We start from the raw sequence: 17,718 nt of genomic DNA, 5'->3' as shown, positions 1-17,718 counted from the left end.
AACTTGCCCCGCCGAACGAGGTGAACGGGTTTGAAGCTTCGAATTCGATTATGGCCGTTTCGCAATCCCAGAAGCGCGCTTCGCACGATGATCGTCACGAGCCTTTGCATTTTGCTGATCCCGCTGTCCATGGGACTGTTTTTGTACATGAAGGCGGAGGGAAGCCTGGAGAAAAGCACGAACCGCTCGAATGCGGCGCTGCTGGAGCAGCTCAAGCTGATGCTCGACAACAAGCTGTCGGAAGTGGACATCCTGGCGCGTCAGGTCGTATTCGACCCCAAGCTGGACTATATGCTCAAGATTCCGGATCAAATGAGCAGCGCCGACCGGTACAAGTTCGTCGAGTTCATGCAGGACAAGATGGCCCGGTACCGCAGCATGATCAGCGATTTCATTTTCGACTACTTTGTTTACTTCGCCCGCAGCGATACGATCGTCAAGTCCGACATGATCACCGACTCGCGAACGTTTTATTCGACGAACTATACCTTCAAGGGGCAATCGTACGAGCAGTGGCAAAAGGGCATGCTGGACAACCTGCAGACCGGGACGTACTCGCCCGTCGCATCGCTGGCGAGAGGTTTGAATCCGCTTGCAAGCCTCGAGGACATCCCGGCGGAGGTCATCGTCTATTCGCAGACGTTGCCCGTCCGCTCGCCGTCGGACAACCAGGGCCAGTTCGTCGCGCTGATCGACGTCGACCTGATCAAGCGAATGTTCGCCCAGCTCGAGTCGGCCAGCCATAGCTCGATCTATATTATCGACGAGAAGGGCCGCACGATCATGAGCACGAGCGAGACGCCGATCCCCGAAGCGCTGCTTAAGCGGACGGAGCAGGCGAGCGCGCCGTTCGCGTACAAGATGGACGGCGTCGATCAGATGGTCTCGTTCGTCTCCTCGCAGCAGGCGCATCTTCGCTACGTTTCCGTCACGCCCAACGATTTCTTCATGCGCCAGGTGAACCAGATTCAGACCTGGTCCGTGCGGCTGCTCATTCTGTGTCTGCTCCTCGGTCTGCTGGCCGTCATCGCAAGCGTCTATCGCAATTACAAGCCATTGCAGCATACGCTAAACGCGATCATGAGCGGCAAGCCGCTGAGCGGGCGCCCTTCCTCCGGCGAATACGAGTTCATCCGGCAGACGATCGAGGGTTCGATCCACGAGGAGAAGCACCTGCGCAGCACCTTGTCCAAGCAAGCCCCGTTCATCCGCGCCAACTACTTGTCCCGGCTCCTTCACGGCTATACGGAGCCGGACCTCTCGGCCGGAGGCGAGGAGACGCTTCGGTTCATGGATCTCAAGTTCAGCGGGGACCGATTCGCCGTTCTGCTCGTCCATATCGACGATCTTCCGCCCGCTTCCGAAGAAGGCGAGCGGCAGCGGGCGCTGGCGAGGTTCATCGTATCCAACGTCAGCGTCGATCTGATCGAGCCGTACCATGCCGGATTTCCCGTCGAACTGGACCGGGACCGGATCGCGATCATCGTCAATATCGGGCCGGAGCGGGAGCCCGAGGGGCCAGCCGACATTCGGACGATCGCGGAGTCGCTGTTCGACACGTTGAAGCAAAGATTCAAGATGAGCCTCACCGTCGCCGCCGGCGACATCCATCAGGGGCCGAAGGCGGTCCGCGATTCCTGCACGGAGGCGCTCGCCGCGCTGGAATACCGATTGATCATGGGTAACGACGTTATTATTCATTTCCGGGATATCGTCGGCTCGAGCGAGCACTATTATTATCCGCTGGAGACCGAGGTTCAGCTGATCAACCTGGTGCGCGGCGGCGATGCCGACAATGTCGCAAAGCTGCTCGATAAAATCTTTTCGATGAACTTCGATGCCAGTCCGATCACCCCGGAGCTTGGAAAATGCTTGTTTTTTAACGTCATCAGCACCTTCCTGAAGATCAGGAACGCCACGAACGCGAATCCGGAAGCCGAGCTCGGCTCGGACTTCGATCCGATCAAAGCCGTGTTCAGCCATCAGACCGCGGAAGGCATGCAGCGAATCACGAAGGAGCTGTACGCCAAGCTGACGCTCTCCTTCAACGTCGGGCGCACGGGGCATCATGCGCAATTGCTGCAGGAGGTCGTCGGGCTCGTAGACGGCAGTCTCGGCGATCCGAACCTTGGACTTGCGATGGTCGCGGAGCGCCTCGGCATGACGCCGCAATATATATCCACGTTTTTCAAGAAACACCAGGGGCAAACCCTTCTCGAGTACATTACGCAAAAACGGATCAAATCCTCGAAGCGGCTCATGCGCGACAAGGAGCTGACGATCGGGCAAATCTCCCAGATGGTCGGATACAACAACGACGTCGTGTTCATCCGCGCGTTCAAAAAACTGGAAGGCGTCACGCCGGGCAAGTTCCGGGAGGCGTTCGCGATGGACCCGGCCGGCGACCCTTCATAAACACGACGACCCAAAGCGCGGAATAATTCAAAGGCATCGGCAGCAAACCGGGCAGCGCCGACTGCCCTTTTTTTCGTTGCCGGGCCGTTTTCGACTGACGTTTTTAAAGGCGCGACCGATCTTTTTTAAGCACCGGCGTTTTTCTTACGATTGTACAACGGATGTGAAAAAGAGGTCGTATACGGCATCCGGACGCGGCGCCTACACTGATGACGAACGACGAGAACAGGCCGGGTCCGCAACAGCCCGCCAACGATTAAAGGGAGGTTCGAATATGATCAGAAAAAAACAGGTCATTCCGATCATCATGTCCGCCGCGCTCGCATGCTCGCTTGCCGCATGCAGCGGCAAGGACGGCGGCACGAATGCGGCAGCCGGATCGGCGTCGGCGTCTCAATCGGCCAATCCGCCGAAGCTGACCGATTTGAAGTACTGGGTGGCGAATCATACCGCGGCCACGTCCCAGATGAAGACGTACGCCGAGATGGGCATGTATAAGGAGATGGAGAAGCTGACCGGCGTAAAGGTCGACTTTCAGCATCCGCCGATCGATACCGCCCAGATGCAGGAGCAGTTCAACCTGATGATCGTCTCGAACGAATTGCCCGACGTGATCGAGTACAACTGGATCAACTTCCCCGGCGGGCCGCAGAAGGCGATCAAGGACAACAAGATCATCAAGCTGAACGATCTGATCGATCAATACGCGCCGAACCTGAAGAAGCTGCTGGACGCGAATCCCGATTGGAAAAAACAGATCATGACGGACGACGGCAGCATCTACGCATTCCCGTTCCTGCGCGGCGGCGAGAAGGTGAGAGTGTTCTTCGGCCCGGCGATCCGGCAGGATTGGCTCGACAAGGTCGGCATGCGGATGCCGACGACGATCGACGAATGGTACAACGTTCTGAAAGCGTTTAAAGAAAAGGATCCGAACGGGAACGGCAAGGCGGACGAGATACCGATCTACCTGGACAAGGATTTGTTTAATATCGATGCGCCTTTCCTCGGCGCCTGGGGGATCAACAACAGCTTCTACCAGGACAACGGGACGGTCAAGTTCGGCCCGATTCAGCCGGAATTCAAGTCGTTCCTCGAGACGATGAACAAATGGTACAAGGAAGGCCTGCTCGACCAGGACTTCGCCGCGCCGAACGCGAAGCTGCTCGACAACAAGATGACGACCGACCTGCTCGGCTCGACTGCCACCTACAATGGCGGCGGCATCGGCAAGTACGCCGGACTCATGAAGGACGACCCGAGCTTCAAGCTCGTCGCGGCGCCGTATCCGGTGTTGAAGGCGGGCGACCCGGCGATCTGGGGACAGAAGGACTTCGCCTTCAACGGCATCGGCGCCGCGATCACCGCCAGCAACAAAAACCCGATCGAGACGGTCAAGTGGCTGGATTACGCCTATGGCGAACAAGGGCAGCTGCTGTTCAACTTCGGCATCGAGGGCCAGAGCTATACGATGCAGGACGGCAAACCGGCGCTGACGAAGGAGATTCTCAATCCGTCCGGCGGCGTCAGCATCCAGCAGGCGATCGCCAAGTACAACCGGGCGACATGGAGCGCCCCGTTCGTCCTGAGCGACGACTTCCAGGTCCAGTACATGGCGCTCCCGCAGCAGAAGGACGCGCTCGCGATCTGGTCGAAGCCGACGGCCGAGCGCAAGATGCCGCTCGTCACGCCGACGGACGAGGAATCCAGCAAGTTCGCCTCGATCATGGCGGATATCAATACGTACAGGGACGAGATGCTGCTGAAGTTCATCATGGGCGCCGAGCCCATCGACGGCTTTGACGACTATGTCAAAAAGATCGAGAGCATGGGCATCGACGACGCGATCCAGGTCCAGCAGGCGGCGCTCGAACGCTACAACGCCCGCTAAATGCTGGCGGTCCGGAGAGAGGCGTCGCCTGACTCCGGACCCGCCTCGCGCCGAGCTTAAAGGGAAAGGCAGGAGAAACGATGCCGAAAAGCGCAGGCCATCCGGCAGCATGGCGGACGATCAGAACCGACTTGAGGCGGCACTGGTCCATTTATATGATGGCGATGCCCGTCATCGCTTACTATGCGATATTTCAGTACGGACCGATGTACGGCTTGCAGATCGCCTTCAAAGACTTTCAGCCGACGAAAGGCATTGGGGGAAGCCCCTGGGTCGGTTTTGAGCATTTCAACCATTTCTTCAATGGGATCTACTTCTGGCGCTTGATCAAGAATACGCTGCTGATCAACGCCTACGATTTGCTGTTCGGCTTTCCGGCGCCGATCGTGCTGGCGCTGCTGCTCAACGAGATTCGCGGCCGCCTGTTCAAGCGGTTCGTGCAGACGGTATCCTATTTGCCGCACTTTATCTCCATCGTCGTCGTGGCCGGGATGATGGCCGATTTCTTAAGCCGCGCCGGTCTCGTCAACCAGATCCTCTCAAGCTTCGGCATGACGCCGGTCGACTTCCTGAAGGAAGCGGGCTGGTTCAGGTTCCTGTTCGTCTCGTCGGGCATCTGGCAGAGCGTCGGGTGGGGATCGATCATCTATCTGGCGGCGATCACGACGATCGATTCGACGCTGTACGAGGCGGCGAGGATAGACGGCGCAGGACGATGGAAGCAAACGCTCCACGTGACGCTGCCGGGCATCATGCCGACGATCGCGATCCTGTTCATTTTACAGATGGGCCATATGATGACGGTCGGGAGCGAGAAGGTGCTGCTCCTGTACAATCCGCTCACGTATTCGACGGCCGATGTCATCTCGACCTACGTATACCGCAAAGGCGTGCTGGAGGCCAGCTACAGCTTCACGGCGGCCGTAGGCCTGTTCAACTCGGTCGTAAGCCTCATTCTGATCGTGGCGGCCAACAGCCTGTCCCGGCGCCTGGGCGACAACAAACTGTGGTAAGGAGAATCGCGCATGAAAACTTCGGCGGGCGAGCGCGCGTTCGGCTGGCTGAACGCGCTGCTCATGATCGGTCTGTGCTTCATTACGCTTTATCCGTTCTTGTACGTGCTGTTCGCATCGTTCAGCGATGCGACGTCCTTCCTACAGAGCAGCGGCCTGCTGTTCAGGCCGGCGGGCTTCGACCTCGGCGCTTATCGCGCGGTGTTCCACAATCCGATGATCATGAAGGGCTACGGGAACACGCTCATCTACGTGACGCTGGGAACGGCGATCAATCTGGTCATGACGGCGATCGGCGCCTATGTCACGTCGAGATCCCAGCTGTACTTCAATAAAATTCTGATGTTTCTGATCGTGGTGACGATGGTGTTTCAAGGCGGTCTCATTCCAAGCTACCTGCTGGTCAACGAGCTTGGCATGATGAATTCGATGTGGGCGCTGCTCGTCCCCGTCGCGATCAATACGTTCAACCTGATCATCATGCGGACCGCGTTCCAGAGCGTGCCGGTCAGCCTGGAGGAGTCGGCCCGATTGGACGGCGCCGGCGACTGGACGATCCTGTTCCGGATCGTGCTGCCGCTGTCGATGCCGGTCGTGGCCGTCATGATCCTCTGGTATGCGGTCGGCCACTGGAATTCCTACTTCGCCGCGCTCGTCTATTTGCGAGACAGCGAGAAGTATCCGCTTCAGCTCGTGCTTCGCGACATTCTGATCGCCAACAATACCGATACGATGATGGCCGGTTCGGCGAGCGACGACAAATACGCCATCGGGGAGACGATCAAATACGCGACGATCATCGTCTCGACGCTGCCGATCATTTGCCTGTACCCGTTTTTGCAAAAGTACTTCGTCAAAGGCGTCCTGGTCGGCGCCGTGAAAGGGTAGGAGGGAAGCCGCGTGACGACCGTAACGTTCGACAACGCGCCATGCGGATGGAACGAGGCGCTGCCGCTCGGCAACGGGCACTTCGGCGGCATGGTTTATTGCGAGGACCGGCGGCTCGCGATCGCGCTCAATCATTACGAAGTGTATTACCGCAAGCTCCATCGCTACAGCCGCAAGTACAAGGAGAGCGAGGCGCCCGATTACGGCCGCCAATACGGCCGCACGTTCGAGGAGCTCGAGCAGCGGGCGCGCGATTCGTATCGCGATCCGGCCAAGGAACCGATTTTTCTGTACGGCGACGCGCTGTCCGAGCATAGCATGCACCGGGCCTACGGCAAGGCGCCCGGCGGCGTGTCCCATTATCCGACAGGCGAGCTCCATCTGCATCCTTCGGCGGAGCTGGACCGGCCGGACGACTGCTTCCTGCAGCTGGACGTTCGGCGGGCCCTCGTTCGATATCAGATCGAAAAGGAAGGGAAAAGGCTCGAGGCGAGCACGTTCGTCGCCGAGGCGGGCGATTATGCGGTGACGCAAGTCAGCCAGACGGACGACGGCTTGTTAAGCGCCATCGCGCTCTCCGTCCCTGCTCGGCGGTATGCGGAGATGGAAGTCGCCTACGAGCGGCAGGATGCCTCCACCTTTTACTATATAGGCTCCTTCTATCCCGACGGGGAAGACAAGGAGAGATACGCGCCGTTTTCCTTTATCGTCATGACGCGGCTGCTCGGCGCGGCGGGGGACTTCGAGCTTTTGCCGTCCGGGGGCGCCCGCATCCGGCTTCGCGAAGCGGGCAGACGCGTCACGCTCCTGACGACGGTCGTGACGGAGGCGCAGACCGACGACCTATTGTCCGAAGCGATGCGCCGCATGGAACGGGCCGGGGCGCGGATCGGGGAGCTTGAGGCCGGCCATCGCGAATACTGGCGGCAATTTTGGGCCCGGTCTGACGTGTCGCTGCCCGACAAGCTGATAGAGGACCTGTGGCATATCAATCTGTATGCCATCGCTTGCAGCAACGGCAGGGGCGGTACGATGCCTGAGCAGGCGTGCGGCTTGAACGGCCTATGGGACATCAAGCAGCCGACCAAATGGGGCAGTATGTGGTACTGGGACGTCAACATCCAAGCCGCGTTTTGGCCGCTGTATACGGCGAATCGTCTGGATCTCGCGCAGGCGTTCAACGACGGCCTGCTCGCGTACGTCGGCGAAGCCGAGCGGATGGCCCGGCAATTTCACGGACTGGACGGCGTGGCCGGCGATTATCCGCATGCGTTGTATCTTAGCATCTGGCCCTGGTGCGCGCAGTTTGTGTGGGATTATTACCGGTATAGCATGGATGCGGCGTTTTTACGGGATACGGCTTATCCCTTGCTGCGGAAGATCGCGCTGTTTTTCGAAGGCTACGCGCAGTACGAGGCCGACAGCGGCGCGTACGTCATCTTCCCGGACATCTCCCCTGAGCAAGGCCCGCTGACGCGCAATTCCACCTGTACGCTGGCATCGGTGAAGTACATGCTGCTTCGGGCGGCGGAGGCGGGCGAGCTGCTCGGTACTGCGGAGGAAGAGCGCGTCCGATGGAGGCTTCTCGCCGAACGGCTAGCGCCTTATCCGCATGCGGATTCCCCGCGGTACGGCGATACGCTGCTCGACTCCGAATGGGCGCCCGCCGATCTGCATCTGCGGCACCCTTCGCTCCTTATGCCGATTTATCCGATCGGAGAGATCGACCGACACGGCGAGGCGCCAGTTCGCCGAAGAGCGGAAAATACGCTTCGCTACGCCGAGGAAAATACCGAGTTCGGCATGTTCCAGTTCGGCTGGCTGTCGTGCGTGGCCTCGCGGCTGGGCAAGGGGGACGCCGCGCTTCGGCTACTGTACGAGCAGGGCATCGATCTGTCGCTCCGCTGCAACGGCTTGTTCGCCGAAGAGACGGAGCGCTGGATCAACTATTGCAACATTACGAACGAGCCGCTGTACCATCCGTGCATGATGGAGGCCTCCGGCGAGCTCGTCGCGGCCGTGAACGAGATGCTGCTGCAGAGCTATGACGGCGCGATCGACGTCTTCCCCGCCGTGCCGAAGGGGGAAGTCGGTCGCGAGCGCGCAGCCGGACGCTACGATCATCTCGCTGGAGATTACCTCCGGGCGTACGGAAAATGGAACGACTGCGCGTTCCGGGGACTGCTGGCCGTCGGCGGCTTCGAAGTGAGCGCGCGCCTGCAGGACGGACGCACGGCTTGGATCGGCGTTCGCAGCTTGGCCGGAGGCCAGGCCATCCTGCGGCGTCCGTTCGGGGAAGCCGCGCGCGTCGTCGTCGCGAGGCTGACCGGATCGTCCCGATCGGAGACGGAGCATGTAACGGACGACGACGGATGCCTGCGCTTCGAGACGGAACTAGGCGGCGAGTACGAGATCTATCCGCGAGCGGACGCAGCGCGGCCCGACAGGCAGGAGATGCTGGCGGATGTCGGGGAGGACGTCGCTCCCGCTCCGGAACCCCGCCGCGCTCCGCGCATTCATGAGGCCCATACGCGGCGACGCGTCTTCCTTGGCAAGGATCGCGATACGCACCATTTTCGCATGCTCGATCACTTCACGTTCGACTATTACGCGGGCAATCGCCGGGAATCCCGGGTTGCCGTCTACCGGCTCGACTTTGGCGTGAGGCCGGAGCTGCTAGCCAAGGACTATGGCGAGGCGCTTCCGAGGCAGATGCACGCGGAAGGCGTTCCCGGCCAGACCTTCCGCAAAATATCGGCGGATAACGTCTTCTCTCCGCGAACCGGCATCGGTTGGACGCACGGCGACAGCATCGAAGCCGTCGACCGCGGCGGACCGGACCTTTTGCGCAGGGACTTCATCGGGGGAACGGAAGAAGCGGTCCTTGTCGTCGAGCTGCCGAAGGGCAGGTACGATCTGCTCATCGTGTCAGGAGATGCCGCGGAGCCGTCCTGCACGGTGATGGAGATTCCCGGTGCCTTCCCATGGCGAACGGAGCCAGCGCTTCGGGCGGGCGAATTTTCGACGGATATCCTCCCGCTGACGCATCGGCGGGACGGACCGGTCTCCCTGCGTTTCCGGCCCGACGCGGGCTTGCCTTGGCGGCTGAACCTGCTCGTGATCAACAAAAATTACACGTATTTGTAGCGCGAGGCTGCTTGGAGAGGAGGGGATGCCGCGAACGGTCGGGCAATGCTTGCAGGCGCTTTCTGTAGTTTGGCAATCTATCATCTGACAGGAGGTTGTGTTTATGCAGGTTAAAAGAAGAGCAAAGCTCGCGGCGCTGCTGGCCATCCCGGCGCTGATCGCATCCCAGGCGGCTGTAGGGACGCAGACGGCGCACGCCGCGACGGAGAAGTTCCCGACATACGTCCAGCATGCCGTCCCCAGCCTGTCCACCGGCACGGCCGATATCGCCGGCACCGCGTTCGTCGACCAGGACGGTCAGTTTCACTGGATGTACTCTGTCGCCAACTACGAGCAGTCGGACGCGGGCGGCTCCTGGATTAAGTACAACACGAGCACGGACCTCGGCAAGCTGAATACTTCTTGGGGTACTGCGGTCACCTACAATTCGTATTGGAATCGTCCGGGCACGATCAACTACAAGATTGACGACGCCTACGGCATCCCGACGCCCTATCAGGACGATCACAACGACGGGATCGGCATCTGGGTCGATCCGTCGAACGGCTATTGGTATTCGCTCACGAACGACGAATATCAATTCGCGCCGTTCGCCGCCGGCAGTCCGACCAACAACGAGCGAATCGCGACCGGCATCCACAACAACCGCGTCATGTCCATGTATTCGACGGACAAAGGCGCGACGTGGAACCTGATCGGCCAGGTCGCCACGTCCCCTTGGAACGACGCCAACGAAGCGGCCACGGCCGCGAATTTCCCGGGCACGACGTGGTCGTACGGCGTGGCAGGCACCCGGCTGTTCGTCGACAACGTGAACGGTTATTTCTACGTGCTGTACAACAACCATATCAACTGGAAGCCTGGCTACGGCAACATACTGACGTTTTTCAGCCTCGCCCGTTCGCCGATCAGCGCCAAGATGGCCGAAGGCTCCTGGGACGTCTGGTACAACGGCACCTGGACCCGCTCCGCGCTCAAGGGCTATGCCGGCTGGATCGGCAGCCCGATGGGGGCGGGCAGCGACCACAATCTCACCGTCAACTACACGCCGGCGACGGACCAGCTCACGTTGACCGGGACGGGCATGGACGGTTCCGCGTTGAATATCGGCTATACGAAGGTGCCAAGCGGCGGCAGCTTCACGTTTAAGGACGCAGCCGGCAACGCGTACAACGCCAATGCGGTCAGCGGCGCGATCTCTGGAACAGGCGGCAGCGTGCCTTCCGTTTCTTATTCCGACCCGGCCTTGGGCGCGACGATGACCGTGTATGCCGACGGCGGCGCGATCTGGCTCAAGCAAGAGAACAACGCGACCGGCTACGTTACGAACGTCAAAGTCGGAGCAGGCAACGCCGTTTTCAAAAATACGGCGACCGACAGGCTGTTCGTGCCGGTCAACACGCAATACGAGAATGCCTTCTCGTACAACGTGTACAGCGGCAAATACAGATCGGTGGGCTATGACGGCTACGTCTACGAGACGGACGATCTGGGCGCTCCCGACACGTTCAGGGTCGTCGGCAAGCTGCCCGCGCTCGTCGGCAGCTACCTGTCTCAGATCGATTCGGGCAGCCTCGCCAATCAACAGACGAGCGGCTACTCGTTCCGCACGATCTCGGACTTGTCGGGCAAACAGATCTCTTACTCGGCGGCGGACCCCGCTGCCGGACAGACTTATTATTCCGCTTATCAACCGCCCAAGGACAACGGCGGCGCCGCGATCTCCCAAGCGTCCGCCTATACCGTCTCCATCGGCGGCACCGCGCTCAAAGAAGGCACGTCCGACAAGTGGCAATTCATTCCCGTGCCGGACGAATTCGACGGCTCGAAAAACAGCGGATACTACCGGCTCCAGAACGTGTCCACCGGCCATTATTTGAAGGTCGCCGGCTCGACGCCCGCGGCGACGCGCGCGATAGGCGCTTCCTTAATCTACGGTCCAGCGGAGCCGAACGCCGATCCGAACGGCAACGGCGGCAACGGCGCCGCGTCGGGGAGCGACCAATGGTACCTGCTGCCGGTCGGCAACGCGACGCCGGCGTATTTGACGCCGGCCTCCACGGCATCGGCGATCGCCGCTGCGACGAATACGAGTCTAAGCGGCATCGCGAAGTACCGGTTGGTCAGCCGTTCAGGCGACCTTGCCGTAGAGTTCGTCTCAGGCCAGGCCAAGCTGCAGAGCATGAAGTTCGGCGCCGGCAATCCGCAAGCGCTGACGATCTCCCTGGCCACGCCGAATACCGGCGCGCCGTCCGCGCCGACGGGTCTGATCGCTGCTGCGGCCGGCCAATCCCAGATCAACGTGAATTGGAATTCGGTATCGGGCGCCGCGAGTTACGACCTGATCGTGGACGGGACGCTGGTGACCGGGGCGAGCAGACCGTATGCCCATTCGGGACTTGCGGCAGGCTCCTCGCATACGTATCAGGTACGGGCCATCAATGCCTCGGGCGCCAGCTTATGGAGCGCGACGGTCGGTGCGGCGACCTCGACCGGCATCGTATCGCAAGGCAAGCCGGTCACCGTCAGTTCGGTCCAGCCGGGCAACGAGGCCGACTACGCGAACGACGGCAGCGGCGGCACCCGCTGGGCGGCGGCGACCAACACCTACCCGCAGTGGTGGAAGGTGGACCTCGGCAGCAGCATGAACCTCACCAAGCTCGAGAGCAGCTGGTACAACAGCGCGACGTATCCGAGATCTTATCAGTACAAGATCGAGGGGAGCAACGACGATGCGACGTACACGACCATACTGGACCGGTCGAACAATACGACGCAGGGAACGACGACCGATACGTTCAGCGCGACGTACCGGTACGTGAGAGTAACCGTCACGGGTTCAAGTTATAGCGGCGGCAGCGCGTCGAGCTTCGAGTTCAAGGTTTACAACTAAAAGGAAACAGCACCGCAAGCAAGAAGAACCTCAAGCAAGCAAAGAGCCGTTCGTCGACCCGGGGACTTCCCCGCGGCGACGACGGCTTTTGCTTGCCTACCGTCGGGCCGCGCCGTCACCGGTAATGAATCAAATGCAAGAGCCAACCGCCGGCCGGATTGATCACGGATTGTTGCAGGCTGATCAGCGTCAGGCTGGGCCATTCGTTCAAGTTGGCCAGACCCATGTAGGCGCTCCAGGCGATCAGCGCGAGGAAGCCGGCGGATTCGCTTTTTCTGCCGTGCGCCAGCATCGCTTTGCATCCGATATAAGCGAACAGGAACAAGCCAACTGCGGCAATTCCGAGGAGCAGGGTCAGCTTCATTCGGTATCCTGCTCCTCGAGCTTTTTGAACGATTTGGTGCTGACGCCGACCCGCTCGATTTTCACTTTGACGTCGGTCTTCATCGAGATCGCCGCGAACTGCTCGTCCCAGTTTTTCTTCAATTTCTTCCAGTATTTCGGATCATGCCGATGGACGGCGTCCGCGAAGCCGAGAACGTCGGTTTTTTGCGTTCTGACGGCCTCCCAGGCCTCGTCGACGAAATTTTCGATTTCCTCCTTTAACCGGGCTTCCAATTGTTGGAGGACGCTCGGATCCAGCAGATCGAGCGCACAGTTCATCTCTTCGAGCGCGCCTTCCGTCCGAATGCGAACGTCCATCGTCAGCCGATCGCCGGCTCGCCTCGGCACGAGCTTCGTCGAAGACTTCGTGATTCGGAAGGTTCCCAGCTGCTCCGTCTGGCCCCTGTTGCCGCATGGAAAAGCGAAGGTGGCAAATTTGATGCGGTCGGCGATAAAGGAGACGCCGAGCGCTTCCCGCTGGTTCAGCCAGCCGACCATCTGATCGGCTTTGAACAACGCCAGGCGTCCGAGCTTAAGTCTCGCCGTCAAGCTGGTCTTCGACAGTTGATCCGTCCCGTTCACGTCCGGCGAGCCGCCGATGTAGATTTCGGGCAATACGCCGCTCCGGGCGTCCCCCACGATGCTCATCGCGAATTCGTATACCTTGACGGCGGGCAGCATCGAATCGATCCTGCTTTCCTTCGCGATCAGCGACTGCAGCCCCTCTCCGCTGATGCGCTGCATGGCGAACAATTGACGGAGCATTCGCGAAGGATCCCCCTCTGCAATCAAAATATTGACGGTCTCCCGCGCTTCCGGCTGCCTGAAATACACGTCCAGGATGGCGTTCATACCGGCGCGGGCGGCTCTCTCGCTCACGATCAGCACGCGGTTATGCGCAAAATAGAGCTGCCTCGGACTTTCCAGGACACTGCGGGACACCGCCTCCCGGATTGTCTTTCCCGACGTCGTGTAGACAGTGATCGGCGCGCTTCCGCCGCCCGAGGCGCCGCTGCCGTAGCCGGAGGAGATCGCGGACGGAATGATGACCTGGTAGGAGATGGTCCATCCCTTATCGGTCTTGTCGAAGCTCGTGGCGGAAGTGATGGCGAGCTCGTTGAGCTCGGTCCGGTCCCAGCAGCCGGACAGCATGAGGCAGACGGCCAGGCAGGCTGCAGCCAACATGCCTTTACGAATCGTTCGCGTCATAGGACCGTTGCCTCCTCGTTCCTTTGGCGGTGACCAGCAGGCCGGCCGCGATAAGCGCCGGCAGCAGCACGTTGCTGAACAGCAGGTCCAAAAATCCGGCTTTAACCGTGAATGAATAAAAATCCGCGGCATTGCCCCACGAACAAATCGCGTTCAGCACGACAAACAGGCCGAGCGCGAGCAGGAACGGCCGCTCGCTGCGGATCCGGAAGGTTTGAATCAGGCACTGGGCGGCCCCGAACATCAGCACCGAGAGCTTCAAATACATCGTCAGCAGCCAGATCGAGATGAACACGATCTCGAGACGCTCGAGCAGGCTGCCGATCTCGACGACGCTCACAATAAAAAAACCGGGATAGGTGATGAGCGGTACGAGCTTCGGGCCGAATGTCGCGATCGAGACGGCGACGGTGGCGCTGATCGCCGCGCCGGCCAGCGCTACGCCGGCGACTCCCGTTCGAATCGCGCTGTTTTTTTCCTTGATATAAGGCGCCAGCAGCAGCAGTACGGCGACCTCGGACAGCCAGCTGGCGGGCAGGAGACTGCCTTTCAGCACGGGCGCGAACGAACCTTCCCACAACGGGAGCAGCGGCTTCGCATGCATGTTTTCCACGATCAGGAGAGAGCCTGCGGCGATCAGCAGGGCCGAGACGAGAAACGTGATCATATTCACCCTGACGATCGTCTCGATGCCTTGGCCGACCGCATAAAGCACGACCAGCATGATGATCGTCATCGTCAGCCATTGAGGCGTGCGGTGCAGCACTTCGTCGGATATAAAGTTCGAAAACTCGCTCAGCGTGATCACGGAGACCGTGATATAGTAGCGGGCCAGGAACAGGCCGATCAAGACGCAAGCCCATCGTCCGAATCGTCTTTCCAGCCAGGTCATCAGGGGCATGCCGGGGTTTTGATTGCATATGTAGCCGATCAGCGCCGCGATCCCAATTCCGATAAGCGTGCCGAGCACCGCCGATTGCCAGGCGTTTTGCTTCGCGAACGCCGTGATCGCGCCGGGAACCAGCAGGATGCCCGTCGGCGCGATCGTGAACATGATAAGCGCCGACACTTGAAAGGACGTGATTTTCTCTTTCATTCGTCGTTCCTTTCGCCGGCAGATGACGAGGGCGGAGCGGGCTTCTGATTTTTTCCTTGCCGTACGTTCGCCTTCGGATCCGCGATCAGCCGCGGCCTGGTCGAGAGGGCCCACCACGGCAGCCGGATGAATACATCCTTCAGATTGGAGATCGAGAGCGGCGACATCGGCAGCATGAACGGAATGCCGAACGACCGCAGGCTGACCATGTGAATCAGCAAAAACATCAGTCCGGTCATGACGCCGAACAAGCCGAAGGTACCGCCCAATATCATCATGGCGAAGCGGATGAGCCGGGAGGCCGTCGCCATGTTGATCGCCGGGATGACGAAGTTCGCGATGGCCGTAAAGGAAACGACGATGACCATCGCCGCCGATACGAGCCCTGCCTGCACGGCGGCTTGACCGAGCACGAGAGCGCCGACGATCGAGATCGCCGAACCCATCGCCCTCGGCATGCGTACCCCGGCTTCGCGGAGCACTTCGAAGGTAATCTCCATGATGAAGGCTTCCACGATCGCCGGGAACGGCGTTCCCTCCCGCTGCGCGGCCAAGCTGACCAGCAGCGTCGTCGGAATCATTTCCTGATGAAAGGTCGTGATCGCGATGTACAGCGAAGGGAGCAGCATCGACACGAGGAAGGAACCGAACCGGATCAATCGCAGAAAGGAAGCGATGTCGAAGCGTTGATAATAGTCCTCGCTCGATTGAAAAAAACGGTTGAACGTCACCGGCGCGAGCAGCACGAACGGCGTGCCGTCCACGATGACCGCGATCTGGCCTTCCAGAATCCCGCCGACGATCGCGTCGGGGCGCTCCAGGTTTTGCAGCGTCGGAAACGGCGTGAACGTACGGTCCTGGATGAACTCTTCGATATAGCCGCTCTCCAGAATGCTGTCGGTATCGATGCCGTCGAGCCGTTCGTGAATTTCGTCGACGATTTTTTGGTTCGCGATGTCCTTCAGGTAGACGACGGCGATTTGGGTTTGCGTCACCGTTCCGATGCTTTTATAATCGATCCTCAGCTTCGGCGACTTGATTTTTCTCCGGATGAGCGAAACGTTCGTTCGAATGCTTTCGGTGAAGCCTTCCTTCGGACCGCGGATGACGGTCTGGGAGCTCGGTTCTTCGACGCCGCGATGCTCGCCGCCCGCCGTATTCGCGCATATGGCGTTCGCACTGCCTTCGGCAAGCACGATCGAATGGCCCTCAAGGAGCGACTTCAGGATGTGTTCGCCGGATTGCACCTCCGTGATGCCGCCGACGGCCAATACCTTCTCCTTGAGCAGCCGCAATCGTTCCGGGGCGGAAGCCGCTTCGCCAAGCGTTTGCGACGCATCCAGAATGCGGTCGACGATCCTCCCGTTGACGGCCATCGGATCGACGAGTCCTTCGATATAGACGAGCGTTATGAGCGGCTGATCGTCCGCGCCGCCGCAGGCAAACGCGCGGGTCACGATATCCGCGCCGTGGCCCAGCTCGTCCATGATCCATTCCAGCGCGGACGCGGACGATTCGGAAATCGGGGTTGAACGTCGTTCGGTCACGCGCGCACCTTCATTCGTCGGTTTTTCGCCAGCATGATCAGAAGCAGGAGCAAGGGAATGGCGATTTGAAAGATCGGAAAGTGATATTTCAAGTTGTATTTGAAGCCGACCCACACCTGCGCCATTTGGCTGCGGAACATCAGCGAGCCGCAGAAGATCGCCATCCCGACCGGGACAATCATGGTGCGGTGGTTCAGCTTGAGCAGCCGGGACGCGGCCAGCGTCGCGGCCAAAAAATAAGTCGTTTGCTTCATGAAGACGCCGGTGAAAAGAAGCAGGGCGACGAAGGGATCCATCCGTTCGATGATGCTCGCGATCTGGACGAAGCTCGTGCCCATCATGAACGGTATGGAGCTGATCAGCGACACCGGACCGAGGCTGCCGATGATGGCCATATTGGTGATGACGATGAAGACGCCCGCGAACAAATAGCTGTATAAAGTGACCCGGCTTAACGTCTTGCGGTCGCCGTAATATTGCCAGAGCATCAGAAAAACGACCATCTCTCCGAACGGAAAAGAAATGACCTCGGGAATGGCGGCGTCGAAAACCGGCCGCACGCCCTCCTCCATCATCGGCTGTAGCCGGTCGAAATGAACGATATCTGCGCCGATCAGCAAGAAGATCAGCGCGCAATAGACGATCAAAACGACCGGCAGGAGAACCTCGGCCAGGCGGAAAAACACCTCCACCCCCTGATAAACCGCATAGGCGGACAATAGAATTAATAAGAGCAAAACGACGGCAAGCGGGGTATGCGGCAGCAAATAAACGATCATGAGATCGCTGAATTCGCGGAAATTCCGGATCGATTTATAGCTGAAGTAGAAGACGTAAGAAATGGCAAGCAGCGTGCCCGCATACCGTCCGAAGTGGGCCAGCAGGATGTCGATGAGATTCTGGCGAGGCGCGAGCTTTTGGATCGTCAGGGTGACGAACGCGAGCAGCGCGAAGCCGACGAGCATGGCGAAGAGCGTGGCGATCCAGGCGTCGCGCTTGGCGTCGCTGGCCAGCAGGAACAACGAGGAGCTGCCGATCTGAAAAAGAATGATCAGGGCTGACAATTGGAAGCGGCTGTACTGGACCATGGATCGCACCTCCCTCGGCAGGGTAAAAATGGAACCCTTGTATTGTGGATAAAAGGGGGTGAAATTATGCGCCGTGCGCAAGCAAGCGAAAGGGCCGTCCCCGGTCGGGACAGCCCTATCGCTTTCAATGCTTGTCGGGAGAGCATG

11 protein-coding genes are annotated in these 17,718 nt (G+C 59.8%); 6 read left to right on the top strand and 5 right to left on the bottom strand.

What is annotated here, in order from left to right:
* Positions 1–30: 30 nt before the first annotated feature.
* The 6 genes from BM235_RS05425 (at position 31) to BM235_RS05400 (ending at position 12,247) form a co-directional block, all read left to right on the top strand.
* Positions 31–2,415, top strand: coding sequence for a helix-turn-helix domain-containing protein (locus tag BM235_RS05425; protein WP_255374068.1), 2,385 nt, complete (start codon positions 31–33; stop codon positions 2,413–2,415).
* Positions 2,416–2,689: 274 nt separating this feature from the next.
* The gene (locus BM235_RS05420) at positions 2,690–4,306 is read left to right on the top strand and encodes a type 2 periplasmic-binding domain-containing protein (RefSeq protein WP_177244193.1); all 1,617 of its coding nucleotides are present in this window, start codon (positions 2,690–2,692) and stop codon (positions 4,304–4,306) included.
* Between the two features lie 80 nt (positions 4,307–4,386).
* The gene (locus BM235_RS05415) at positions 4,387–5,319 is read left to right on the top strand and encodes an ABC transporter permease (RefSeq protein WP_090110307.1); all 933 of its coding nucleotides are present in this window, start codon (positions 4,387–4,389) and stop codon (positions 5,317–5,319) included.
* A 12-nt stretch (positions 5,320–5,331) separates the two neighbouring features.
* Entirely contained in the window at positions 5,332–6,207 is an 876-nt protein-coding gene (locus BM235_RS05410) for a carbohydrate ABC transporter permease (protein ID WP_090110304.1), read from the top strand.
* Positions 6,208–6,219: 12 nt separating this feature from the next.
* The gene (locus BM235_RS05405) at positions 6,220–9,354 is read left to right on the top strand and encodes a glycosyl hydrolase family 95 catalytic domain-containing protein (protein ID WP_090110303.1); all 3,135 of its coding nucleotides are present in this window, start codon (positions 6,220–6,222) and stop codon (positions 9,352–9,354) included.
* A 103-nt stretch (positions 9,355–9,457) separates the two neighbouring features.
* The gene (locus BM235_RS05400) at positions 9,458–12,247 is read left to right on the top strand and encodes a discoidin domain-containing protein (protein WP_090110300.1); all 2,790 of its coding nucleotides are present in this window, start codon (positions 9,458–9,460) and stop codon (positions 12,245–12,247) included.
* 115 nt (positions 12,248–12,362) lie between these two features.
* Here BM235_RS05400 and BM235_RS05395 read toward each other — a convergent pair whose 3' ends face one another.
* From BM235_RS05395 to BM235_RS05375, 5 genes are read right to left on the bottom strand one after another with little or no spacing between them, the layout of a single operon-like run.
* Positions 12,363–12,611 carry a hypothetical protein gene (locus tag BM235_RS05395; protein WP_090110298.1) on the bottom strand — a complete coding sequence of 83 codons (249 nt, stop codon included), beginning with the start codon at positions 12,609–12,611 and terminating at the stop codon, positions 12,363–12,365.
* The gene (locus tag BM235_RS05390; RefSeq protein WP_158543904.1) at positions 12,608–13,840 is read right to left on the bottom strand and encodes a Ger(x)C family spore germination protein; all 1,233 of its coding nucleotides are present in this window, start codon (positions 13,838–13,840) and stop codon (positions 12,608–12,610) included. The genes BM235_RS05395 and BM235_RS05390 overlap by 4 nt, the downstream gene beginning before the upstream one ends.
* The gene (locus BM235_RS05385) at positions 13,821–14,936 is read right to left on the bottom strand and encodes a GerAB/ArcD/ProY family transporter (RefSeq protein WP_090110295.1); all 1,116 of its coding nucleotides are present in this window, start codon (positions 14,934–14,936) and stop codon (positions 13,821–13,823) included. The genes BM235_RS05390 and BM235_RS05385 overlap by 20 nt, the downstream gene beginning before the upstream one ends.
* The gene (locus BM235_RS05380) at positions 14,933–16,483 is read right to left on the bottom strand and encodes a spore germination protein (RefSeq protein WP_369803474.1); all 1,551 of its coding nucleotides are present in this window, start codon (positions 16,481–16,483) and stop codon (positions 14,933–14,935) included. The genes BM235_RS05385 and BM235_RS05380 overlap by 4 nt, the downstream gene beginning before the upstream one ends.
* Positions 16,480–17,571 carry a GerAB/ArcD/ProY family transporter gene (locus BM235_RS05375; RefSeq protein ID WP_090110293.1) on the bottom strand — a complete coding sequence of 364 codons (1,092 nt, stop codon included), beginning with the start codon at positions 17,569–17,571 and terminating at the stop codon, positions 16,480–16,482. Before BM235_RS05375 ends, BM235_RS05380 begins: the two co-directional genes overlap by 4 nt.
* Positions 17,572–17,718 lie beyond the last annotated feature (147 nt).

Origin of the sequence: Cohnella sp. OV330 (assembly GCF_900112065.1) — a bacterium.
Classification (GTDB): domain Bacteria; phylum Bacillota; class Bacilli; order Paenibacillales; family Paenibacillaceae; genus Cohnella.
The sequence above is the reverse complement of the archived record's forward strand: the minus strand, read 5'-3'. Positions and strand labels throughout refer to the sequence as shown.

Coding starts and splice junctions, on each gene's coding strand:
- BM235_RS05420 (WP_177244193.1), top strand. CDS start 2,690: ATGATCAGAAAAAAACAGGTCATTCCGATCATCATGTCCGCCGCGCTC.
- BM235_RS05415 (WP_090110307.1), top strand. CDS start 4,387: ATGCCGAAAAGCGCAGGCCATCCGGCAGCATGGCGGACGATCAGAACC.
- BM235_RS05410 (WP_090110304.1), top strand. CDS start 5,332: ATGAAAACTTCGGCGGGCGAGCGCGCGTTCGGCTGGCTGAACGCGCTG.
- BM235_RS05400 (WP_090110300.1), top strand. CDS start 9,458: ATGCAGGTTAAAAGAAGAGCAAAGCTCGCGGCGCTGCTGGCCATCCCG.
- BM235_RS05395 (WP_090110298.1), bottom strand. CDS start 12,611: ATGAAGCTGACCCTGCTCCTCGGAATTGCCGCAGTTGGCTTGTTCCTG.
- BM235_RS05390 (WP_158543904.1), bottom strand. CDS start 13,840: ATGACGCGAACGATTCGTAAAGGCATGTTGGCTGCAGCCTGCCTGGCC.
- BM235_RS05385 (WP_090110295.1), bottom strand. CDS start 14,936: ATGAAAGAGAAAATCACGTCCTTTCAAGTGTCGGCGCTTATCATGTTC.
- BM235_RS05375 (WP_090110293.1), bottom strand. CDS start 17,571: ATGGTCCAGTACAGCCGCTTCCAATTGTCAGCCCTGATCATTCTTTTT.